This window comes from Streptomyces sp. Ag109_O5-10 (assembly GCF_900105755.1).
Classification (GTDB): Bacteria; Actinomycetota; Actinomycetes; order Streptomycetales; family Streptomycetaceae; genus Streptomyces.
On record NZ_FNTQ01000001.1, the window covers coordinates 1760071 to 1783177 of the forward strand.

The 23107-nt window shown below is 71.3% G+C and carries 20 protein-coding genes; 4 read left to right on the forward strand and 16 right to left on the reverse strand.

What is annotated here, in order from left to right:
• Positions 1-43: 43 nt before the first annotated feature.
• The 6 genes from BLW82_RS08055 to BLW82_RS08080 form a co-directional block, all read right to left on the reverse strand.
• On the reverse strand, positions 44-886 hold the full coding sequence (locus BLW82_RS08055) for a nitrilase-related carbon-nitrogen hydrolase (RefSeq protein WP_093498171.1): 843 nt from the start codon (positions 884-886) through the stop codon (positions 44-46).
• 155 nt (positions 887-1041) lie between these two features.
• The gene (locus tag BLW82_RS08060; RefSeq protein ID WP_093498172.1) at positions 1042-2622 is read right to left on the reverse strand and encodes a PucR family transcriptional regulator; all 1581 of its coding nucleotides are present in this window, start codon (positions 2620-2622) and stop codon (positions 1042-1044) included.
• Positions 2623-2792: 170 nt separating this feature from the next.
• Positions 2793-4076, reverse strand: a complete 1284-nt coding sequence (locus tag BLW82_RS08065) for an aspartate aminotransferase family protein (RefSeq protein WP_093498173.1) — start codon at positions 4074-4076, stop codon at positions 2793-2795.
• Entirely contained in the window at positions 4073-4915 is an 843-nt protein-coding gene (locus BLW82_RS08070) for a nitrilase-related carbon-nitrogen hydrolase (protein WP_093498174.1), read from the reverse strand. The genes BLW82_RS08065 and BLW82_RS08070 overlap by 4 nt, the downstream gene beginning before the upstream one ends.
• 218 nt (positions 4916-5133) lie before the next feature.
• On the reverse strand, positions 5134-6468 hold the full coding sequence (locus tag BLW82_RS08075) for a hypothetical protein (RefSeq protein WP_093498175.1): 1335 nt from the start codon (positions 6466-6468) through the stop codon (positions 5134-5136).
• A 177-nt stretch (positions 6469-6645) separates the two neighbouring features.
• Positions 6646-6897 (reverse strand): helix-turn-helix domain-containing protein, encoded by a 252-nt coding sequence (locus BLW82_RS08080; RefSeq protein WP_093498176.1) that lies wholly within the window; start codon positions 6895-6897, stop codon positions 6646-6648.
• A gap of 57 nt (positions 6898-6954) precedes the next feature.
• Between BLW82_RS08080 and map the strand changes: the two genes are divergently transcribed.
• Entirely contained in the window at positions 6955-7734 is a 780-nt protein-coding gene (gene map / locus BLW82_RS08085) for a type I methionyl aminopeptidase (protein ID WP_093498177.1), read from the forward strand.
• A gap of 204 nt (positions 7735-7938) precedes the next feature.
• On the forward strand, positions 7939-10509 hold the full coding sequence (locus BLW82_RS08090) for an ATP-dependent Clp protease ATP-binding subunit (RefSeq protein WP_093498178.1): 2571 nt from the start codon (positions 7939-7941) through the stop codon (positions 10507-10509).
• A 48-nt stretch (positions 10510-10557) separates the two neighbouring features.
• On the opposite strand, the gene ggt is transcribed toward BLW82_RS08090, so the two are convergent.
• Positions 10558-12351, reverse strand: coding sequence for a gamma-glutamyltransferase (gene ggt / locus BLW82_RS08095; RefSeq protein WP_177232873.1), 1794 nt, complete (start codon positions 12349-12351; stop codon positions 10558-10560).
• 143 nt (positions 12352-12494) lie between these two features.
• Here ggt and BLW82_RS08100 point away from each other — a divergent pair, with 143 nt between their 5' ends.
• Positions 12495-13259: a hypothetical protein gene (locus tag BLW82_RS08100; RefSeq protein ID WP_177232874.1), complete on the forward strand. Its 765-nt coding sequence runs from the start codon at positions 12495-12497 to the stop codon at positions 13257-13259.
• A gap of 116 nt (positions 13260-13375) precedes the next feature.
• Positions 13376-14944: a CocE/NonD family hydrolase gene (locus BLW82_RS08105; protein ID WP_093498179.1), complete on the forward strand. Its 1569-nt coding sequence runs from the start codon at positions 13376-13378 to the stop codon at positions 14942-14944.
• 44 nt (positions 14945-14988) lie between these two features.
• Here BLW82_RS08105 and BLW82_RS08110 read toward each other — a convergent pair whose 3' ends face one another.
• The 9 genes from BLW82_RS08110 to BLW82_RS08150 all read right to left on the reverse strand — a co-directional run bounded on the left by BLW82_RS08110 (position 14989) and on the right by BLW82_RS08150 (position 22738).
• Positions 14989-15837 (reverse strand): amino acid ABC transporter permease, encoded by an 849-nt coding sequence (locus BLW82_RS08110; RefSeq protein WP_093498180.1) that lies wholly within the window; start codon positions 15835-15837, stop codon positions 14989-14991.
• The gene (locus BLW82_RS08115) at positions 15834-16478 is read right to left on the reverse strand and encodes an amino acid ABC transporter permease (RefSeq protein WP_093498181.1); all 645 of its coding nucleotides are present in this window, start codon (positions 16476-16478) and stop codon (positions 15834-15836) included. Before BLW82_RS08115 ends, BLW82_RS08110 begins: the two co-directional genes overlap by 4 nt.
• 11 nt (positions 16479-16489) lie before the next feature.
• Positions 16490-17425: a glutamate ABC transporter substrate-binding protein gene (locus BLW82_RS08120; protein WP_093498182.1), complete on the reverse strand. Its 936-nt coding sequence runs from the start codon at positions 17423-17425 to the stop codon at positions 16490-16492.
• Between the two features lie 16 nt (positions 17426-17441).
• Entirely contained in the window at positions 17442-18185 is a 744-nt protein-coding gene (locus BLW82_RS08125; RefSeq protein WP_093498183.1) for an amino acid ABC transporter ATP-binding protein, read from the reverse strand.
• A 145-nt stretch (positions 18186-18330) separates the two neighbouring features.
• Complete coding sequence (locus tag BLW82_RS08130; RefSeq protein WP_093498184.1) at positions 18331-18738, reverse strand: DUF6278 family protein; 408 nt, start codon at positions 18736-18738, stop codon at positions 18331-18333.
• Positions 18739-18754: 16 nt separating this feature from the next.
• Positions 18755-19534 carry an exodeoxyribonuclease III gene (locus BLW82_RS08135; protein WP_093498185.1) on the reverse strand — a complete coding sequence of 260 codons (780 nt, stop codon included), beginning with the start codon at positions 19532-19534 and terminating at the stop codon, positions 18755-18757.
• Positions 19535-19633: 99 nt separating this feature from the next.
• A complete protein-coding gene (locus tag BLW82_RS08140; RefSeq protein ID WP_093507919.1) occupies positions 19634-20269 on the reverse strand; it encodes an MBL fold metallo-hydrolase in 636 nt (211 codons plus the stop codon).
• A gap of 19 nt (positions 20270-20288) precedes the next feature.
• Complete coding sequence (gene pcaC, locus BLW82_RS08145) at positions 20289-21608, reverse strand: bifunctional 3-oxoadipate enol-lactonase/4-carboxymuconolactone decarboxylase PcaDC (protein ID WP_093498186.1); 1320 nt, start codon at positions 21606-21608, stop codon at positions 20289-20291.
• A gap of 32 nt (positions 21609-21640) precedes the next feature.
• A complete protein-coding gene (locus tag BLW82_RS08150; protein ID WP_256215701.1) occupies positions 21641-22738 on the reverse strand; it encodes an IS110 family RNA-guided transposase in 1098 nt (365 codons plus the stop codon).
• Positions 22739-23107: the final 369 nt, after the last annotated feature.

Sequence of the window (23107 nt, forward strand, 5' to 3'; positions counted from 1 at the left end):
TACCCCCAGCGCCCCTTACGGGGCGCTTTCAGCGGGGGCGCGGTCAGGGAGCCGTCAGCGGGCCGTACGCGTCCGGGCGGCGGTCGCGGAAGAACTGCCAGCGGTCGCGGACCTCGCGGAGCTTGGCCAGGTCCAGGTCGCGGACGACGAGTTCGGTCTCCTTGTCGGAGGCCACCTCGCCGACGAACTGGGCCTCCGGGTCCACGAAGTAGGAGGTCCCGTAGAAGTCGTTGTCGCCGAGGTCCTCCACGCCGACCCGGTTGATCGCTCCGACGAAGTACTCGTTGGCCACGGCCGCCGCCGGCTGCTCCAACTGCCACAGGTAGCGGGAGAGTCCGCGCGAGGTGGCGGAGGGGTTGAAGACGATCTCGGCACCGCCGAGACCCAGCGCCCGCCAGCCTTCCGGGAAGTGCCGGTCGTAGCAGATGTAGACGCCGATCTTCCCGACGGCCGTCTCGAAGATCGGCCAGCCCGCGTTCCCCGGACGGAAGTAGAACTTCTCCCAGAAGCCGGGGACCTGCGGGATGTGGTGCTTGCGGTACTTGCCGAGGTACGAGCCGTCGGCGTCGATCACGGCGGCGGTGTTGTAGAGGACGCCGGGCTGCTCCTCCTCGTACACCGGCAGGATCAGGACGAGGCCCAGTTCGCGGGCGAGGGCCTGGAAGCGCTGGACGACCGGGCCGTCCGGGACCTGCTCGGCGTACTCGTAGAAGGCCTTGTCCTGGACCTGGCAGAAGTAGGGTCCGTAGAACAGCTCCTGGAAGCACAGGACCCGCGCGCCCTGTGCGGCCGCGTCGCGGGCCGCCTGCTCGTGGACCTGGATCATCGACTCCTTGTCGCCGGTCCAGGCGGTCTGGAAGAGGGCGGCACGAATCACTCGGCTCATCGGGACCTCCGGTCGCTCGGTGTGCGAGAAGGCTAGAAAGCCCCGAAGTCCTCTTTGAGTTGCACCGTGTCACGTCTGCGGGCACCCGGCGTGGCACCGTGTCACGCTGCCGTCGGCTCATGTTTCACCGCCGTTTTCCCAGGTCGTCGCATGTTTCACTGCTGTTGCGCGTCGTGCGCGAGGAGTGCTATGTGCACCGAGGCCGCCTGCTCGAAGTCGTCGAGGTCGACGCCGAGCCGGGTCTGTATCGCCTCCAGGCGGCGGTACAGCGCGGGGCGGGAGACGTGGTGGAGCTGGGCGGTGCGGGACTTGTTGCGGCCGGTGGCGAGATAGGTCCGCAGCACGCCGAGGAGATCCTGGTCGGTACCGTTCCCGCACAGCAGGCCGTCCAGCTCGCGCTCGGCGAAGGACTGGACGTGCGGGTCGTCCCGCAGCAGCCGGATCAGGCCGCGCAGGTGGACGTCCTTGAGGCGTACGACGGCCGGGAGGTCGAGGGCGGCGGTGGTGTCGGCGACCGCGTCCGCGACGTGCTGGGCCTCGCGCAGGCCGACCGGCACGTCGTCCCAGACGGTACGGGCGCCCGCGGCGGCCACCACCGCCCGGGCCCCCGCCGACTCGCCGTGCAGCCGGGCGGCGAAGTGCGCGGCGAGCGCGTCGGCGTCCTGGTCCCGGGCGAGGCTGAGGAGCACGGCGGTGGTGCGCTCGGTGAGTTCGGCGACGAGCCCGGGCAGGCCCAGCAGCCGCAGGATCCGCTCCAGTTGGGCCGGTTGCGCGTCCCGTACGACGAGCGGGACGAAGGTCCGCCGGTTGACCGGGAGGCCGGCCGCCCGGGCCCTGGGCAGCAGCTGGCGGGCCGGTACGACCCCGGAGACCAGGTCGGTCAGCAGGCTCTGCGCGGACTGCTCCTCCCAGGTGTGGGCGGAGCCGCCGCCGAGCATGCGGTGCAGGACGAGGGCCTCGGCGCCCCGCTCGGCCAGCAGCCGGCCGGTGGCGGTGTCGCCGCGGTAGCCGCAGAGCATGATCTGGCCCCAGCGCTCGCCCCGGCCGCCCAGTTCGGCGCGGATCCAGCCGTCGGCCGCGCCGCCGCCGGCCTGCCGGGCGATGCGTTCCCAGTCCCGCAGCACGTCGTCCACGGCCGACCGCTCCCCTGCGGTGGCGAGGACCCGGTGCGCGAGGTTGGTGACGACGACCGGGCAGGCGCTGTGCACGGCGACCTCGTCGAGGAGGCGCTGGAGGGGGGCAGCGGCCGTGATGAGGCCGGTGAGTGCGGTGCGGACGGACTCGGAGAGGCTGACGGCGGCGAATTTCCGCCGGACCAGTCTGGATTGGACCTCCTCCGTCAGTTCGGCGAAGGGGAAGGGGCGGTGCAGGACCACCAGAGGGAGGCCGCAGCGGTCCGCCGCGCGGCGCATGGCGTCGGGCGGGGCGGGGAAGGCGCGGCCGAGGCCGAGGACGACGGCCGCCGCCTCGGCCCGGTGCAGGGACTGGATGTACTCGGCCTGTTTGTGCTCGTCGCCGGCGAGCAGGACGCCGGTGGTGAGGACCATCTCGCCGCCGGTGAGCATGACGCCGACGTCGGGGGCCTCGGCGACGTGCACCCAGCGGACGGGGCGGTCGAGATGGGCGGCGCCTGCCACCACCTCGGGGTCGCCGGCCAGGACCCGTTCCAGGGCGAGGATCTGGCGGACCGACAGTATGGGGTCTGTGGTGTGCGGGGGATCCCAGGTGGCGGTCATCGTGCGTGATCCCTTGGTCGGGTTCGGTGCGTTCGGAGACCGCGGGCCGGTGAGGCTGGTCGCGCCGTTCCCCGCGCCCCCGAAGCAAGGGGCTGCACAGCGCCCCTTAGGGGTGCGGGGAACGGCGCGACCGGCCACGACGGCGCCGCGGTCGACACACGGCGGGTCGCCTAGTAGGCACTCCGCAGCGCCTGTTCCAGGATCGCCGCGCCCTCCTCCGCCTCCGCGACCGTCAATGACAGCGGCGGCGCGATGCGCAGCGCACTCGTGTCGTGGCCGCCGCCCTTGCCGATCAGGAGGCCGCCCTCCCTGGCCGCTTCCAGGACGGCGGAGGCGGACTTGGGGTCGGCCTCGTCGGTGCCGGGCTTGACCAGTTCGACGCCGATCATCAGGCCGCGGCCCCGGACCTCGCGTACGCCGGGCAGCTGGGCGGCGACCGCGCGGAGGCGTTCGATGAGGAGGCCGCCGACACGGCGGGCGTTGCCCTGGAGGTCGTGGTCCAGGAGGTACGACAGGTTGGCGAGGCCCGCGGCCATGGTGATCTGGGTGCCGCCGAACGTCGAGATGCTGTTGGAGTCGAGGCAGTTCATGATCTCGGAGCGGGCCACCACGCCGCCGATGGAGCTGCCGTTGCCGATGCCCTTGGCGAAGGTGAGGATGTCCGGCGGGCCGCTCTGGCCGTGTGCCTGCCAGCCCCAGAAGTGTTCACCGGTGCGGCCCCAGCCGGTCTGCACCTCGTCGGCGATCCAGAGGATGCCCTGCTCCTGGAGGACCTTGCGGAAGGCCGCGTACAGCCCGTCGGGCGGGGAGGTGAAGCCGCCGACGCCCTGGATGGGTTCGGCGATCAGCGCGGCCGGCGGGCGGGTGTGGCCGAGGAGGTCGCGCAGGTCGGCGACGCAGGCCGCGATGAAGTCACGGTCGTTCAGCTCGGCGAACGGGCCGCGGGTGCGGACGCCACCGTGCACGTACAGCGTCTGCAGCGGGGACAGGGAGGTCGGGGACCAGCCCTTGTTGCCGGTGATGCCGACCGCGCTGAAGGAGCGGCCGTGGTAGCTGTTGCGCATCGCCAGGACGGTGTTGGTGCGCCGGTAGGTCGTGGCGAGCAGCAGGGCCGTGTCGTTGGCCTCGGTGCCGGAGGTGGTGAAGAAGACCCGGGCGTCCGGGATGCCGCTCAGCTGGGCGATGCGCTCGGCCAGTTCGACCATCGGGCGGTTGAGGTAGAGGGTGGAGGAGTGGATGATCCGGCCGGCCTGCTCGCTCACCGCCTTCGTCACCTCGGGCAGCGCGTGCGCGGTCATCGTGGTGAGGATGCCGCCGAAGAAGTCGAGGTAGCGGTTGCCGGCCGCGTCCCAGACGTGCCGGCCCTCGCCGTGGGTGATCTCCAGGGGCTCGTCGTAGTAGAGAGCCAGCCAGTCGGGCAGGACCTGGCGGTGGCGGGCGAAGAGGTCGTTCACGGCTGTACCAGCCCTTCGTAGGCGTCGGGACGGCGGTCGCGGTAGAAGGCCCACTGCTGCCGCACCTCGTCGATCAGGTCGAAGTCGAGGTCGCGGACGACGAGTTCCTCGCCCTTGTCACTCGCGACCTCACCCACGAACTGCCCACGCGGATCGACGAAGTAGCTCGTCCCGTAGAAATCGTTGTCCCCGTACTCCTCCTGGCCCACCCGGTTGATGGCGGCGACGAAGTACTCGTTGGCGACGGCGGCGGCCGGCTGCTCCAGCTGCCAGAGGTAGGCCGACAGGCCGCGCGAGGTGGCCGACGGGTTGTAGACCAGCTGGGCGCCGTTGAGGCCGAGTTGCCGCCATCCCTCGGGGAAGTGGCGGTCGTAGCAGATGTACACGCCGACCTTGCCGACGGCGGTGTCGAAGACCGGCCAGCCGGCGTTCCCGGGCTTGAAGTAGTACTTCTCCCAGAAGCCCTTGACCTGGGGGATGTGGTGCTTGCGGTACTTGCCGAGGACGGTGCCGTCGGCGTCGATCACCGCGGCCGTGTTGTAGTAGAAGCCGGACTGCTCGACCTCGAAGACCGGGACGACGATCACCATGCCGGTCTCGCGCGCGAGTTCCTGCATACGACGCGTGGTGGGACCGTCCGGGACCGGCTCGGCCCAGCGGTAGTGCTCGGGTTCCTGGACCTGGCAGAAGTAGGGGGCGTTGAAGACTTCCTGAAATCCGATGATCTTCGCGCCTCGACGGGCCGCCTCGCGGGCGTGTTCCTCGTGTTTCGCCACCATGGACTCGGTGTCGCCGGTCCATGTGGCCTGGACCAGAGCGGCGCGTACGACGTTGGCCATGAGCTGCTCCTTCTACGCCCGTAGAGGGTCGAAAGTAGGCCTCCTCGGAGTCCTTGCCAAGACCATCGTCGTTAAGCCGCCGAGTCGATCGCGTTTCTTACCTGGCTGGCGGATGCGCGGCCGTCCCGGAAGCGCGCCGACTCGGCTGGGCGCCGTTCCTGACCGCGGGTGCGTGGGGGCTGGTCGCGTAGTCGCCCCCCCTGGCGGGGCGCGCGCCCTCAGGAAGCGAGGCCCGCCACCCGCAGGGCGTGCAGCAGGTCCCAGTGGCGCTGGTCGGAGATCTGCTGGGCCGAGCGGAGGAGCAGGGGGACCAGGCGCTGGGGATCGGGTTCCGCGCTGTGGGCCGTCTCCTCCGGGGGGCGGACCTGGACGTATGTGTCCAGCAGGGCCCGGGCCTCGCGGTGGCGGCCCTCCGTGTCCAGGGCCAGGACGGCCTCGCCGATCTCCGGGGCGGGGCGGGCGACGCCCTGGCGCAGGATCTGCCGGCCGTCGTCGGTCCGGCCCGCGGCGGTCAGGGCGTCGGCGGCCGCGACGAGCCGGGCGGGCGGCAGCGAGACCGCCTCCCACAGCAGCGTGGCCCAGTCGGCGCCGAGACCGGCGCGCTGGAGGGCGTCCGCGAGCAGCGGGAACCGGGCCGCGGGCCAGTGCGCGACCTCGGCCAGGAGCGCGTGCGCCTCGCCGGTGCGGCCCTCCGCCCGGAGCCGTTCGAGCATCTCCACGGCCGCGGCCACGGCCCGTCCCGACTCCTCGTCGGACTCCGCCGGCACCGGCTCCGGCCGCACCGGTGCCTCGACGGCCCCGGCGAAGCGGGCACCGCGCGGGGTACGGCGGCCGATGGCGGCCTCGGACACGGACGCCTCCGGCGTCTGCGGTACGACCTGCGGTACGGCGCCGGGCGCCGCCTCGTCCTCGGCCAGGCCGGCGAACCGGGCGCTGCCCCGGCGGCGCTTGCGCTGCTTGGCCGGGGCGGGGGCCGGGACAGGAGCCGGGGCGGGCTCGGGGGCCACGGTGCGGGTCTCGGCCCGCGGGGGCCCGGCGGGCTCGGCCCGGTGTTCCAGCCTTTCCAAGCGGGCCCGGAGCTCGGCGCACCGGGCGGAGGCCCGCTCGTGGTCGTCGCGGGCCCACGCGAGGTCGATCTGCAGGGCCTCGGCCTGCTCGCGGGAGTGCGCGGAGTCGAGGGCGCGGCCGAGCTGGGCCAGCCGTTCCGCGGCGTAGCGCTGTTCGCGGAGGGTGACGTCGAGGCGGTCGCTCAGGTGCTCGCGGGCGCCCGGCCGGGTGTCGTACGCGGCGAGCGCGTCCGCGTGCAGCCGGCGGGCCCGCTCGGCCTCACGCGCGGCGGCCTCGGTGCCGTGGACGGTCGCCAGGTCCTGGAGCAGGGCCTCCACGACGTCCCAGGGCGGCACCTCGCGCCCGCCGAGGCAGGCCTGCATACCGTCGGGATCGCGCTGCCAGAAGACCGCGCACCAGCCGCCGCCCTGGTCCAGGCGCGCCAGCAGGCCGTTCAGGTAGCTCGCGAACTCCCGCACTCGGCCCGGGAGTTGATCCACAGTCATCGCTCGACTCCCGCCAGACCGGAACACTCCGGTTCCGTAGGCAACACCAGTTGTGTTACGCGGTTGCTACGGGGAGTTTTCAGCGGGTGCGCGGAGCCCTCATTGCCCGATCTTGACCCGTGCGCGGCAGGCGCCGACGCGCGTCACGCACCGTCGCGTGTCTCGAACCGTCGTATGTCACACGACGACCAGGGCGCAGCGCTCCACCAGGTCGTCCATCGAGAGGCCGAGCGCACGGGCCAGCGCGGCCACGGTGAAGAAGGCGGGGGTCGGTGCCCGCCCGGTCTCGATCTTGCGGAGGGTCTCGGCCGAGATGCCCGCCGCGGCCGCCACCTCCGTCATGCTCCGCCCGCCGCGCTCCTCGCGCAGCAACCGCCCGAGCCGCTCGCCGCGTTCGCGCTCTTCCGGAGTGAGAGGGGTGCGTACCATGCCGTCATTCTAAGCCGTGATTCTAACCCGGTCGAGAAAGCCGGTATATTAATTGGCATGGTGGAACTGAAGACAGACACATCGATCGACGCCATGTACGCGTCGGGCCAGGTCGTCGGGCGCGCTCTGACGGCCGTACACGAGGCGGCCGGCATCGGCGTCTCCCTGCTCGAACTGGACGAGGTGGCGCGGGAGGTGCTGCGCGAGGCCGGGGCCTCCTCCCCCTTCCTCGGTTACCGCCCCTCGTTCGCGCCCACCCCCTTCCCGGCCGTCATCTGCGCGTCCGTGAACGACGCGATCGTGCACGGCATCCCGACCGGCTACCGGCTGCGCGACGGAGACCTGGTCTCCATCGACTGCGGCGCGGTGCTGGACGGCTGGGCGGGCGACTCGGCGATCAGTTTCACGGTCGGCAGGCCCCGCCCGGCGAACGTACGGCTCGTCGAGACGGCCGAGCGGGCGCTCGCGGCGGGGATCGCGGCGGCGGTCGTCGGCAACCGCATCGGCGACATCGCGCACGCGGTCGGCCGGGTGTGCCGGGACGCCGGCTACGGCATCCCGCAGGACTTCGGTGGACACGGCATCGGCCGCCGTATGCACGAGGACCCCGGCGTACCGAACGAGGGCCGTCCCGGCCGCGGTCTCCCGCTCCGGCACGGCATGGTCCTCGCGATCGAGCCCATGCTGATCGGCGGCGGCCGGGACGGCTACCACGCGGCCGAGGACGGCTGGACGCTGCGGACGAACGACGGTTCCCGGGCGGCGCACGCGGAGCACACGGTGGCGATCACGGAGTCGGGGCCGCGCGTTCTCACGGCCAGGAACCCGGAGAACTGACAGGGGCCGCCCCGGAGACCGATCACGCGGCAAGGGGGAAGGCGCGGTCCGGACCGTCGCCCGAACGGCTGGACGTGCCCCCCTCGGGCGGGCGTGCGAAGGTGGTGTGACCGGGCCCCGGCGAGGGGCACCCGCACGGACCGGCACGTCGACCAGCGAGCGCGTCCCACCAGGCGCCGGGACGCCGGAACGGAACGAACGCTCATGACCAGCGGTTACCCCGGACCGGACAACTTCGGACAGGATCCCTTCGGAGAGTTCCTCGCACGCTTCTTCGGCGGCGGCGGAGCCCACCAGGGCCCCCGGCAGATCGACATCGGCAGGCTGCTGAGCCAGCCGGCCAGGGAGCTGGTCAAAGGTGCCGCCCAGTACGCCGCCGAGCACGGCAGCCGGGACCTCGACACCGAGCACCTGCTGCGCGCCGCACTCGCCGCGGAGCCCACCCGGTCCCTGCTGAGCAGGTCCGGCGCCGACCCCGACTCGCTGGCGACTGAGATCGACGGCCGCGCGGGACCGGTCCAGCACCCGCCGGGCGAGGCTCCCCCGCCGACCTCGCTCTCCCTCACCCCGGCCGTCAAGCGGGCCCTGCTGGACGCACATGACCTGGCCCGGGCCGGCGGGGCCGGGTACATCGGCCCCGAGCACGTGCTGGGCGCGCTGGCCGCCAACCCGGACTCGGCCGCCGGGCACATCCTGAACGCCGCCCGGTTCGCCGCCGCCGGCCTGCCACCGGACGCCACCGAGACCGACCGCACCCTCGCCGGTCCGGACACCCGGCGCCGTACGAGCAGCACGCCGAACCTCGACAAGTACAGCCGTGACCTGACCGAGCTGGCCGGGGAGGGCCGGATCGACCCGGTGATCGGCCGCGACGACGAGATCGAGCAGACCATCGAGGTGCTCTCCCGGCGCGGCAAGAACAACCCCGTGCTGATCGGCGACGCCGGTGTGGGCAAGACGGCGATCGTCGAGGGCCTGGCCCAGCGGATCGCCGACGGAGACGTGCCGGACGGGCTCGCCGGACGCCGGGTGGTCGCCCTCGACCTGACCGGCGTGGTCGCCGGCACCCGGTTCCGGGGCGACTTCGAGGAGCGGCTCAACAACATCGTGGGCGAGATCCGCGCACACTCCGACCAGCTGATCGTCTTCATCGACGAGCTGCACACCGTGGTCGGCGCCGGGGGCGGCGGCGAGGGCGGCGCGATGGACGCCGCCAACATCCTCAAGCCCGCGCTGGCCCGGGGCGAGCTGCACATCGTGGGCGCGACCACCCTCGAGGAGTTCCGCAAGATCGAGAAGGACGCGGCGCTGGCCCGTCGCTTCCAGCCGATCCTGGTGCCCGAGCCGACGGTCCCGGACACCATCGAGATCCTGCGCGGCCTGCGCGACCGCTACGAGGCGCACCACCAGGTCCGCTACACCGACGAGGCCCTGGTCGCCGCCGTCGAGCTGTCCGACCGCTACCTCACCGACCGCAGGCTGCCGGACAAGGCGATCGACCTCATCGACCAGGCCGGCGCCCGGGTCCGTCTCGGCGCCCGCACCAAGGGCACCGACGTCCGCGCCATGGAGCGCGAGACCGAGCAGCTGACCCGGGACAAGGACCAGGCGGTCGCCGACGAGCAGTACGAGCGCGCCACCCAGCTCCGGGACCGCATCGGCGAACTGAAGACCCGCATCACCGAACTCTCCGGTGAGGACGAGGCGGACGAGGGGCTGAACATGGAGGTGACGGCCGAGGCGATCGCCGAGGTGGTGTCACGCCAGACCGGCATCCCGGTCAGCAGCCTCACCCAGGAGGAGAAGGAGCGGCTGCTCGGCCTGGAGGCCCACCTGCACCAGCGGGTCATCGGCCAGGACGAGGCGGTCGCCGCCGTCTCCGAAGCGGTCATGCGCTCCCGCGCCGGGCTGGCGAGCCCGAACCGCCCGATCGGCAGCTTCCTCTTCCTCGGCCCGACCGGCGTCGGCAAGACCGAACTGGCCCGTGCGCTCGCCGAGGTGCTGTTCGGCAGCGAGGACCGGATGGTCCGCCTGGACATGAGCGAGTACCAGGAACGCCACACCGTCTCGCGCCTGGTGGGCGCCCCGCCCGGCTACGTCGGCCACGAGGAGGCGGGCCAGCTCACCGAGGTCGTCCGCCGCCACCCGTACTCCCTGCTCCTCCTCGACGAGATCGAGAAGGCGCACCCCGACGTCTTCAACATCCTGCTCCAGGTCCTGGACGACGGCCGCCTGACCGACTCCCAGGGCCGCACGGTGGACTTCACCAACACGGTCATCGTGATGACGAGCAACCTGGGCTCGGACGTGATCACGCGGCGCGGTGCCGGGATCGGCTTCGGCGCCGGCGACGACGAGGCCACGGAGGCGGCCCGGCGCGGGCGGGTCCTGCGCCCGCTCCGGGAACACTTCCGCCCGGAGTTCCTCAACCGCATCGACGAGATCGTCGTCTTCCGCCAGCTCACGAGCAATCAGCTGCGCCAGATCACCGAACTCCTGCTGGAGCACACCCGCCGCATGCTGCACGCCCAGGGCATCACCGCCCACTTCACGGACGCGGCGGTCAACTGGCTGGCGGAACACGGCTACCAGCCGGAGTACGGCGCCCGCCCGCTGCGCCGCACCATCCAGCGGGAAGTCGACAACCAGCTGTCGCGTCTGCTCCTGGACGGCACGATCACGGAGGGCAGTCAGGTGACGGTGGATGTCGAGGGCGGGAGCCTGGTGTTTCGGAAGCGGGACCCTTCAGGGGCGCCGGCTGAGACGCCCCGATAGGGGCGCGGGGAACTGCGCGGCCAGCCCCCACGCACCCGCACCCGGCGTCTAGGACGAAGGATCCACCACCTGGGCCGATCCCCCACCCCGCCGCACGGTCTCAGCCGCCGCCAGCCACTTCCCACCCGGCAACCGCTGCACACCAGTAGCCGCACCGATCTCCGGATTCAAGCTGAACGAGTGCCCGATCGCCTCCAACTTCCCCCTCAGTACAGGGTCGTTGTACAGCGCCGGCTCCAACTCGGTCTTCGCCGCGTTCCGCTGCGAGGCCCGGGGCGCGGCGATCGCGTCCACCAAGGGCAGATGCCGGTCGAGGAACTCGGTCAGCACCTGAAGCACCGTCGTGATGATGGTCGCCCCGCCGGGCGACCCCACGGCCACCACGGGACGGTTCGCCTTGTCCAGCACGACGGTCGGCGAGATGGAGGACCGCGGCCGCTTCCCGGGCCCCGGCAGGTTCGGGTCGTGCACCGCGGGGTTCGCCGGGGTGAACGAGAAGTCGGTCAGCTCGTTGTTGAGCAGGAACCCGCGCCCCGGCACGGTGATCGCGCTGCCACCGGTCTGCTCGATGGTCAGCGTGTAGGAGACGACGTTCCCCCACTTGTCGGCGACCGTGAGGTGCGTCGTGTTCTCGCCCTCGTACGTGGTCGGCGCCGCCGTGCCGGTCGACCCGGGGCTGTTCGGGTCGCCCGGTGCGACCGGGCTGGTCAGCACCGCGTCGTCGCTGATCAGCTTCGCCCGCTCGTCGGCGTATCGCTGCGACAGCAGCCCCTTCGTCGGCACGTCCTCGAACGCGGGGTCCCCGACCCAGCGCCCGCGGTCGGCGAAGGAGATCCGGCTCGACTCGATGAAGTGGTGCAGGTACTGCACCTCACTGGCCTTGGAGAGGTCGGTGTTCTCCAGGATGTTGAGGGCCTCCCCGACCGTCGTCCCGCCGGACGACGACGGCGCGATCGAGTACACCTTCAGCCCGCGGTACCCCGTCTCGGTGGGCGCCTGCAGCTTGGCCCGGTAGGCGGCGAGGTCCTTCACGGACAGCTTGCCCGGCCGCGCCTTCCACCCCGAACCCGGGTCCACGGGTGGGTTGTCGACCGTCGACACGATGTCCTTGCCGAGGTCGCCGTTGTAGACGGCCCCGATCCCCTTCTTCCCCAGCTCCTCATAGGTCCGGGCCAGTTCGGGGTTCTTGAAGGTGGAGCCCACCGCCGGCGGCTTCCCGCCCGGCAGGAACAGCCTGGCCGTGTCGGGGAAGTAGCGGAACCGGGTCTCGTTCGCGGCGGTCTGGGACTGGAAGGTGCCGTCGACGACGAACCCGTCGCGGGCGATCCGCTCGGCCGGTTTCAGCACGGAGCCGAGCCGCTTGGTCCCCCACTGGCTGAGCGCCGTCTGCCAGGTGGCGGGCGTCCCCGGGGTGCCGACGCTCAGCCCGCTGCTGACGGCGTCGGCGAAGGCGAGCGGCTTGCCGTTCTCCACGAACAGGTTGGAGTCGGCGGTCAGCGGCGCGGTCTCGCGGCCGTCGATGGTGTGCACCTTACGGGACTTGGCGTCGTAGTAGACGAAGTAGCCGCCGCCTCCGATGCCGGAGGAGTAGGGCTCGGTGACGCCGAGCGCGGCGGCGGTCGCGACGGCCGCGTCGACGGCGTTGCCGCCCTCGCGGAGCACCTCGATACCGGCGGCGGTGGCGTCCGCGTCGACGCTGGAGACCGCACCGCCGTAGCCGACGGCCACCGGGGTTTTCGCGGTGGTGGCGGCGCCGGGGGCGGGAGGCGCCGCCGCCCCCACCGACACCACGGCGGCCGAGACCGCCAGGACCGTCAGTTTCCGCGCGACAGGGCGACGCATCCGCACCTCCAGTTCCGGAACGTCCGCGCAGCGTACCGACGGGGCCGGGGCCCCGACAGCCACATTCAGGGCACTGTCATATGACCGCCACACTTCGAACACGGGTACGTTCCGGCCACCTGTGACCGCTAGCATGCGCGCCCATGAATGACGACCTGCGCAACATTATCCTCGGCGTCGTGGCGGCCGGCATCAGCGCGGCGCTCGGCTGGCTGGCCCGCACCTCGCTGTGGCGCCGGAGCCTGCGCCGCAAGCAGGCCTTCTTCGGGCTGCCGGAGAACTCCGAGTCGCTGCTGGTCGTCAACCGCGATCCGGCCACGTCCGAACCGGCCGTCCACCGTTTCGACGTGTTCGCACTCCTGGAACTGGCCGCGCTCATCAAGGACTGCCGTGCGAACCTCCAGGTGGTGACCCAGGACAACGTCCAGCAGGGCTTCGGCGAGCGGACCGAGTTCTGCGTGGGAGGGCCCGGGTCGAATCGCCGCATGCTCGCCCACATGTCCGCGATGCTGCCCGGCGTACGCGTCAACATCGACCCGGAACCGGGCCCCGACCGCGGCGCCTTCCAGATCGGCACCGAGCGCTACCGCCTCGACCCGGGCGTCACGGAGTACGTGCTGCTGGCCCGTCTCACCGCAGGCCAACGCCCGGACGCCCGACCGGTGTTCCTCTTCTGCGGTCAGCGCGCGATCACCAACCAGGCGGCCACCCGTTACCTCGCCCGCAACCACCAGCGGCTCGCCCGCAAGCACGGCAGGAACTCCTTCGTGCTGCTCCTCAAGGTCGTCAACTCGCAGGCGTACGGCCCTGACGTGGTCGAACTCGTCGAGGACGTCACCCGTGCCGCCCAGGCCCCGCTGCCGCCCGACGCGACCGAGACGCCCCGCGCCTCGCACCGCGCCTCCTGACCGGCCGCCTGGTCCAACAACCTTTACTGGTACGTAACTTACCGACGGGTTACTTGCGGTACGGGGTCGCGGTTACTGTCGGGTCACTTTGCTCTGACACAGACGGGGAGTGACCTGTGGGAACCCATCGCAAGGCCCTGCGCACGACCGCCGTGGGGGCGGTCTCCGCGACCCTGATCGCCGGCGGCGTCCTCGGGTTCACCCCCGCCGCCCAGGCCGCCGGGAACGGCGTCCGGTTCGTCGACATCACCGGGGACGGCGGCACGACGCTCAAGGCGAACGTGGTCACGCCCGCGGGCGCCGACGGCTCGCACCGCTACCCGCTGCTCGTCATGCCCACGAGCTGGGGCTTCCCCCAGTTCGAGTACCTGGCCCAGGCCCAGAAGCTCGCCGACTCCGGCTATGTGGTGGTGGCCTACAACGTCCGGGGGTTCTGGCAGTCCGGCGGCGGAATAGAAGTGGCGGGGCCGCCCGACGTGGCCGACGCGTCGAAGGTGATCGACTGGGCGCTCGCCAACACCCCGTCCGACGCGGGGCACATCGGCATGGCGGGCGTGTCGTACGGCGCCGGCATCAGCCTGCTGGCGGCCGCGCACGACAACCGGATCAGGGCGGTCGCCTCGTTGAGCGGCTGGGCCGACCTGATCGACTCGATCTACTCGGGCCGCACCGAGCACTCCGAGGCCACCGCCCTCCTCGACGGTGTCGGCCAGGTCACCGGCCGCCCGAGCGCGGAGACCAGCCAGGTCTTCAAGGACTTCTTCGCCTCCGACCTGTCCAACGAACAGGAACTGATCGACTGGGGCAAGCAGCGTTCCGCCGCGACCTATGTCGACCGGATCAACAAGAACGGCGCGGCGATCATGCTCGCCAACGCCTGGGGCGACACGGTCTTCCCGCCGAACCAGATCGCCGACTTCTACGGCCGGCTGACCGGTCCCAAGCGGCTCGAACTGCGCCCCGGTGACCACGCGACCGCCGAGCTGACCGGACTGTTCGGGCTGCCCAACGACGTGTGGACGGACACCGAGCGCTGGTTCGACCACTACCTCAAGGGCGCGGACAACGGGATCGACCGCGAGCAGCCGGTGGAGCTGAAGTCCCGTTCCACCGGTGGCTACGAGGGCTATCCGGACTGGAAGTCGGTCGGCGCCACCGGGCGGAAGATCGACCTCGCGGGCACGGCCACCGTGCACGCGAACGTCGACTCGGGCGCGGACGGCGGGATCGTCTTCCTGTCCAGCATCCTCGACCAGGTCGCCCAGCTGCCGCCGGTCGCCTCGATCCCGCTGCTCCCCCGCCGCTGGGCCGCGGTCTGGCAGTCCGGACGGTACACCGACACCCAACAGGTGCGCGGCACGGCCCGGTTGCACACCACCCTCACCCCGACCGCGGAGAGCGGCACCCTCGTCGCCTACCTCTACGACGTGGGGCCGCTCGGTCTGGGCAAGCTGGTCACCAACGCGCCATACACCTGGCACGGCCGGACGCCCGGCAAGGCGTTCGACGTGGACCTGGACCTGTTCTCCACCGCCTACGACGTGCCCGCCGGGCACCGGCTCGCGCTGGTGATCGACACGGTGGACCCGCTCTACATCGAGCACAACCCGCCCGGCGCGCAGCTGACCTTCTCCTCGCCGGTGGACGACCCGTCGTACGTGTCCGTTCCGCTGCGCGAGCAGTGATCTCCGGCTGCCGCCGGCCGGGCCTGGCCCTTTGGCTGCTGCCCCTACGGCAGCAGCGTCCCTGGTTCGGCCGGGGCCACCTCGGCGGCCCCGGTCCTGGGACTGTGCCGCTCCCGCCTGGCCACCCAGCCGGCGAACCACGAGAGCAACATGCACATCCCGATGTAGATCGGCGAGATCACCATCACCACGGGGATGAAGGGCAAATCGTAGTCGAGGTTGGACGCGATCAGTTTCCCGGCATGGAGGAACTCCTCGTAGGTGATGAGATAGCCAAGCGAGGTGTCCTTCAGGGCCACCACGAGCTGGCTGATGACGGCGGGCAGCATGGCCCGGACGGCCTGGGGCGCCAGGACATACGACATGACCTGCGTCTTGCGCATGCCGAGCGCGAAAGCCGCCTCCCGCTGGCCGCGTTCGACGCTGTTCACCCCGGAGCGGAACACCTCGGCGAGCACCGAGCCGTTGTAGAGGGTGAGTCCGGCGACCAGGGCGGGCAGGGGCTGGACCTTCAGCGCCACGAAGACGAAGAAGATCATGACCAGGACGGGCATGGCGCGAAAGAACTCCACGACGACGACGGCGAGCAGACGCACCGGCCGGTGCTCGGAGAGCCGTCCGGTGGCCAGCAGGCCGCCCAGCGCCAGGGAGAGGACGGCCGCCGTCGCGAAGGCCTTGAGCGTGTTGCCGAGACCGCGCAGGAGGAGCTTCTGGATCCCCTCGTAGGCGAAGGGCATCCACTTGGTGGGCGTGAACTGGCCGGCGGCGAGCAGGAGGTGGAGGATCCAGGCGAGCAGGGCCACGAGGACGGCGGCCGCGAGGACGCCGTACACCGCGTGCCGCCTTCTGGTGACGGGCCCCGGGATGTCGTAGAGGGCGGTGGCCTCGGTCATCGGGCGACTCCCCAGATGCGCTCCATCAGGTGGAACAGGGCGCTGATGGCGAGGGTGACGATCAGGTAGCCGACGGCGATCCACACGAAGATCCAGACGATGTTGTAGCCGAGTTCGCTCAGTGTCCGGTAGGTGCCGAGGAGTTCGGTGACGCTGAAGGCGCCCGCGATGGCGGAGTTCTTGGCCAGTGCGATGAGGGTGGAGCCGACCGGCGGGATCACCGACCGGAACGCCTGGGGCAGGATCACCAGACGGAGCGTCTGCCCGAAGGTCATGCCCAGGCTGCGGGCCGCCTCGCCCTGCCCCCGGGGCACCGTGTTGATGCCGGAGCGCAGCGCCTCGCAGATGAACGCGGAGGTGTAGCAGCCGAGGGCGAGGACCGCGAAGACCTTGAAGGGCAGCACCAGTCCGAAGCGGGGCAGGCCGAGCAGCACCGCGAAGAACAGGAGCGTGAGCGGGGTGTTGCGGAGCACGGTGACCCAGGCCGTGCCGAAGGCCCGCAGGGAGCCGACGGGCGCGACCCGGAAGGACGCCATGACGAAGCCGAGGAGCAGGGCCAGCGCCGAGGAGTAGACGGTCAGTTCGAGCGTGCCGAGGAAACCCTCGGCGTACGTGCGGAAGTTGTCGGTCAGTACGCTCATGCCGTCCTCGCTCAGCTCGCCGGACGGCGGTCGATCGGGGGCGGCGTCGGGGCGGGTACGCCGGACAGGCCGAGCGTCGCCTCGTACGCCTTCTTCCAGTCGCCGTTCTTCTCACGTGCCTCCAATGCGTCGTCCATCGCGAAGCGCAGGGCGGTGTCGCCGCGGGGGACGCCGATGCCGTACGGCTCCTTCGAGAAGGGCCTGCCGACGACCTTGAGTTCGCCGGGGGCCTTCGCCGCGTAGCCGATGAGGATGGCGTCGTCGGTGGTGACGGCGTCGACCTGGTAGGTGAGCAGGTTGTCGACGCAGACGGAGTAGGTGTCGTAGGCGACGAGGACCGCCTTCGGGTAGTCGGCCCTGATCCGCTGGTACGGCGTCGACCCGGCCGCCGAGCAGACGCGCTTGCCGGCGAGGTCCTGGGGGCCGTGGATGTCGTTCTCGTCGTGGCGGACGAGGAGGGACTGGCCCGCCATGTAGTACGGGCCGGCGAAGCCGACCAGCCGCTTGCGCTTGTCGTTGATGGTGTAGGTGCCGACGTAGTAGTCGATCTGGCCGTTCTGCAGGGCTGTCTCGCGGTTGGCGGAGGCGATGGTTCGGAAGCGGACGGTCTTCGGGGCGAGGCCGAGGGAGGCGGAGATCATCCTGGCGATCTCGACGTCGAAGCCCGAGTAGACGCCGGTGGCCGGGTCTCGCTCGCCGAGGTAGGGCTGGTCCTCCTTGGCGCCGACGACGAGGTGGCCGCGCTGCCTCGCCCGGGTCCAGGTCGGTGAGGCCGGCAGCCGGAAGCCCCGCGCGACCCGGTAGTCGGGGAGCGTGCCGGCCGCGGGGCCCTTCCGTGGCGGGCTGCCCTCCTTGCCGCAGCCGGCGACGCCGAACGCGGCACCGGCGCCGCTGATCAGCGCGGTGAACAGGGTCAGGGCGGCGGGCACACGGGGGGTACGGACCATGGGTGGTGCTCCCCGCTCAGTGCTTGAGGATCTTGGACAGGAAGTCCCTGGCGCGTTCGCTGCGCGGGGCGGTGAAGAACTCCTCCGGGGTGCGGTCCTCGACGATGCGGCCGTCGGCCATGAAGACGACCCGGTGTGCGGCGGAGCGGGCGAAGCCCATCTCATGGGTGACGACGACCATGGTCATGCCGTCCCGAGCGAGCTGCCGCATGACCTCAAGGACCTCGTTGATCATCTCGGGGTCGAGGGCGGAGGTCGGTTCGTCGAAGAGGAGGGCCTTGGGTTCCATAGCGAGGGCGCGGGCGATGGCGACGCGCTGCTGCTGGCCGCCGGAGAGCTGTGCGGGGTACTTCCCGGCGTGCGCCGACAGGCCGACCCGGTCGAGGAGTGCGCGCGAGTGCCGGTCGGCCTGTTCCCTCGGGCGCCCGCGGACCTTGATCTGGGCGAGGGAGACGTTCTGCAGGACCGTCTTGTGGGCGAACAGGTTGAAGGACTGGAAGACCATGCCGACCTCGGCACGGAGCCGCGCGAGGGCCTTGCCCTCCTGGGGCAGCGGCCTGCCGTCCAGCGTGATGGTCCCGGACTCGATGGTCTCCAGGCGGTTGATCGTCCGGCACAGCGTCGACTTCCCCGACCCCGAGGGGCCGATGACGACGACCACTTCTCCCTTGCCGACGGTGAGATCGACGTCCTGGAGGACATGGAGCTCGCCGTAGTACTTGTTGACGTCCCGCAGTTCGATCAGAGGATCGACGGCCATCCGCAGCCCTACCCGCTCTCAGCTGTGTCGTGGTTGCCGCAAACTATCCAGCCGGGAGTGGGCTTAAGGCACGACACGCACTTTTCGGGCATTAGCCGTATTTATGCCATCTTTATTGCCGCCCTGTCGCAGGGTGTGCCGCGGCTCAGGTCTCGGCGACCTCCGCGTAGAGCTGGGAGAGTTCGGGGACCCCGCTCGCGGCCCAGTCGTGGCCGGCCTCGACGACCTCGAACTCCCGCCCGGACGACAGCCGTACGACCGGCTCGCCGTCCGCCCGGATCTCCCACTCCGCGCCGGTCACGGTCCGGGTCAGGACGGTGCCCAGGTACAGGCCGGCGTCGGTGCCGAGCCAGGTCAGGGTCTCCTCGTCGTCCCGCCAGCGCGGGAGCAACTGGTCGAGGGCCTCCAGCGAGGCCGGGGTGTCGTCGAGCGTGACACCCTCCTCGGCCGCCTGGGCGCGCAGGAGCTCGCACTCGGCGAGCAGATCGGGGTCGGCGTGGTGGGGGACGTCACCGCTCTTGCCGTGCCTGTTGCCCAGGAAGGGGATGTTCATGGACCCAGGTTGACACTCACACCTCGAGGTCCACCACCACCGGAGCATGGTCGGAAGCGCCCTTTCCCTTGCGCTCCTCGCGGTCGACGTAGGCGTCCTTCACGGCTTTGCCGAATGCTTCGTTGCCGTACACCAGGTCGATGCGCATGCCGCGGTTCTTGGGGAAGGCGAGCTGGCGGTAGTCCCAGTAGGTGTAGGGGTGGTCGTACTTCAGCGGGCGCGGGACGACGTCGGCCAGGCCGGTCTCGCGCAGGGCGGTGAGGGCGGCGCGCTCGGCCGGGGTGACGTGGGTGAGTCCCTCGAAGGCGGCCACGTCGAAGACGTCGTCGTCCGTCGGCGCCACGTTGTAGTCGCCGAGTACCGCGAAGGGGCGGCTGCCGCCCGCGTCCCCGGCGACGGCGGCCTTCAGCGCCTCGAACCACTGGAGTTTGTAGGCGTAGTGCGGGTGGCCCACCTCGCGCCCGTTGGGCACGTACACCGACCAGACCCGGACCGGCCCGCAGGTCGCCGAGATCGCGCGGGGCTCGGGCGCGCCGTCGTAGCCCGGGTCGCCGGGCAGGCCCTTGACGACGTCCTCCAGGCCGACCTTCGACAGCACCGCCACGCCGTTCCACCGGCCGGTGGCGTGGACCGCCGCCTCGTAGCCCAGCTCGCGCAGCTGCTCGAACGGGAACTGTGCCTCGGCGACCTTGGCCTCCTGGAGGCAGAGCACGTCGGTGCCGCTGCTCTCCAGCCAGGCGAGGAGCCTCGGCAGGCGTGCGGTGATCGAGTTCACGTTCCAGGTCGCGATGCGCATGCTCCACAACTTACCGGGCGCCTCTGACAACGGGCCCTCGGCCGTCCGGCCCCGAACCTTCGGCCTCGCGTCCGCTCCCGCCTCGCGTCTCCTGCGGCCTCAGACGTCCGCCGAGGCCCCCGGCGCCAGCCGCTGGTGGTCCGCGCCGCCCAGGGCGCCGATCTGACGGTCGTAGATCGGCCGGGCGAGGTCGGTGAGCAGGGCGTCGTGGATGTCGTAGGCGCGCTGCGGCTTCACCTCGCGGACGTAGTCGATGACCTCGGAGATCTTGTTCCAGGGCGCCATCACGGGGAGCATCAGCGTCTCGACGGGGTGGCCGGGGACGGTGAGGGCGTCACCGGGGTGGAAGACCCTGCCGCCGTCGATCAGGTAGCCGACGTTGGTGATGCGCGGGATGTCCGGGTGGATCACCGCGTGCAGCTCGCCGTGCACCTGGACGTCGAAGCCGGCGGCGGTGAAGGTGTCGCCGTGGCCGACCGTGTGCACCCGGCCCGGGAAGGCCGCCGCGAGCTGGTCGGCGACGGACTTCAGGGTCCAGATCTCGGCGCCGGGGTTCGCGTCCAGCGCGGCCCGCAGCCGGCCTTCGTCGAAGTGGTCGGCGTGCTCGTGGGTGATCAGGATCGCCTCGGCGCCGACGGCCGCGTCCTGCTCGCTGAACCCGCCGGGGTCGAGGACGAGCGTGCGCCCGTCCTTCTCGAGGCGCACGCACGCGTGGGACTTCTTGGTGAGCTTCATGGTCACCATCCTGCCCCGCTCAGCCCTCGGGGGTGGTCTCCTCGCGGATGACCTGCTGGGCGACCCGGAACGCGCTGTTCGCGGCCGGCACCCCGCAGTACACCGCCGCCTGGAGCAGCACTTCCTTGATCTCGGCCGGGGTGAGGCCGTTGCGCAGCGCGGCCCGGACGTGGAAGCCCAGTTCCTCCAGATGGCCGCCCGCGACCAGCGCGGTGAGCGTGACGCAGCTGCGCGAGCGCCGGTCGAGGCCCGGCCGGTCCCAGATCTCGCCCCACGCGTAGCGGGTGACGAACTCCTGGAAGTCCCCGGAGAACTCGTCGGCCTGCGCCAGCGCCCGGTCCACGTGCGCGTCCCCGAGCACCTCCCGGCGGACCTTCAGCCCCGCCTCGTAGGGGTCGGGCCGCCCGAACGGCTGCGGCGCCACGACGGCCGGGGCGATCTCGGCGATCGGCGCCACCTGGGGCGCGACCTGCGGCACGGCCTGGGGCGCGGCGGCCAGCACCGGCTTGACGTGCGCGGCCGGGATGGCGATCTGTCCGGTGGCCGAGTCGTAGGCCGGCTGCCAGGCGGTGGAGAAGTGCCGTACCAGCAGGTCGGTGACGGCGGCGGGCTGCTCGACCGGGACCAGGTGGGAGGCGCCGGGCACGACCGCGAGCCGTGCGTCGGGGATCCCGGCGACCAGGGTGCGAGCCTCGGCCGGGCCGGTGATCTGGTCGTCGGAGCCGACCAGGACGAGCGTCGGTACGCCGACGCGGGCGAGCTCGTGCCGTACGTCGAAGCCGGCCAGCGCCTCGCAGGCGGCGATGTAGCAGCCGGGATCGGTGGTGCGGACCATCTGGACGGCCCACTCGGTGATCGCGGGCTGGGCGGCGGCGAACCCGCCGGTGAACCAGCGCTCGGGCGAGGTCCGGGCGATCGGGTCGAGACCGTTCGTCCGTACGATCACGCCGCGCTGCCGGAACTCGTCCGGCGTCCCGAACCGGGGCGAGGCGGCGACCAGCGCCAGCGAGGCGATCCGCTCCGGGTGCCGCAGCGCCAGCTCGACGCCGACGGCTCCGCCCAGCGCGCAGCCCGCGTAGCCGAAGCGCTGTACACCGAAGGAGTCCAGCGTGGCCAGCAGCCGGGTGGTCAGCTCGGCCACGGAACCGGCCGGGTGCGCCGGGGCGCCGCCGTGTCCCGGCAGGTCGTAGCGGAAGACCCGCCACTGCTGGACCAGCTCCGGGATCTGCCGGTCCCACATGTGCCATGTGGTACCCAGTGAGGGACCCAAGATCAGGACCGGAGCGTCTTCTGGCCCGTCAAAGCGGTATTGCAGGGTGTTCGGTGGTGTCTCACTCACGCCCCAGACCCTCTCACGTCTCACGGACGCCCCTATAACGCGGGGGCGCGGGAAACCGGTCTGACCAGGTTGAAGACCTCGCGGGCGGCATACCGCTTGAGGCATCGGATGATCTCGCGTCGGGTCTTGCCCTCCTGGGTGCGGCGTTCGTAGTACGCCTGGGTGCGCGGGTCGTGGCGCAGGCGGGTGAACACGATGCGGTGCAGGGCCGCGTTCGCCTGCCGGTCGCCGCCGTGGTTGAGGCGGCGCGTGCGCCGCCGGCCGGAGGAGTACTCGATAGGGCTGACTCCGCAAAGGGCAGCAAAGGACGCCTCGGTGTTCAGCCGCTCGGGGTTGTCTCCCATAGTGATCAGGAGAGTGACGGCGCTGTCCGGGCCGATGCCCACCGGTACGAGCAGCTGGGGGGCGTGGCGCTCGACGAGCCGGGTCAGGCGCTGGTTCAGCTCATCGATCTGCCCTGTGAGCTGCTCAACGCGCTCGGCGAGCATGCGCAACGTCAGGTGGGTGGCCTGGGTCACCGCGTCCTCGTCTCCCCCACCGCCGGGTAGGCCGAGGCGTGCGCAGGTGCGGAACAGCTCGCGGTTGCCCAGGCTGGACAGCCGTTCCCGCAGGGCGGGATCGGCGATTACCAGGACGGCTTTGAGCTGGTTGATCGCCTGGGTACGGGCCTTGACCGCGGAGTCCTTGGCGAGCTTGAACAACCGGGCACTGTGCACCGGACCGTCGCCGGACTTGGCCCGGGCCCGGGCGCGGCCACTGAGCACGGCCCGCGCGGCGGCCTGCGCGTCGAGCGGGTCCGACTTCCCCAGTAGCCGGCGGGCTGAGCGGTCGGGGCGGTTCACTTCGTATACCTCGACCTGCTGCGCCAGCAGGTAGCGGGACAGGCCCGCGCCGAAGGTGCCGGTGCCCTCCACACCGGCCCGGCGCACCGTCCCCCGCTTGCGGGCCCACACGAGCAGCTGCCGATAGCCGGCCGCCGTCGCGGGAAAGGACTCCGTTCCCAGGATCTTCCCGAGCGGGGAGATCACGGCGGCAACATGCACCTCGCCGTGCGTGTCCACGCCCAGGACGACCTCGCGCCGAACGGGCGGATCCGTGCTCGAGGAGGTGCTGCGCTGTCTGGTCGTCATGATGGTCGGCCTCCCGCGTGGTGACGTGCTGGGTGGATGGCACCGGCCTGCTCGGGCGGTCTGGACCGTGATGGCGCCTGAACGCGGCAAGGCCCCTATTGGGACACGCCCTGTGGCTCGGTGGCAGGCAGCATCCCGCAACGGCAGCCGACAGGTCCGTGACTGGACACTTCGGTCATAGATCTCACGAGTCAGACCCCCGCCCGGGACGGCACTGCGCAACCGTCCCATCGATGCCGGTACAGCGGCGTGACTCGATCACTGCCGGATGACTTCGGCCGAACGGATGCTCAACCTGACTGAGCGGGCTGACAAAGCGTTGACTCTCGTCCACTCCTGACCGGTATTGGCAGGGAGACGTCACGCAAG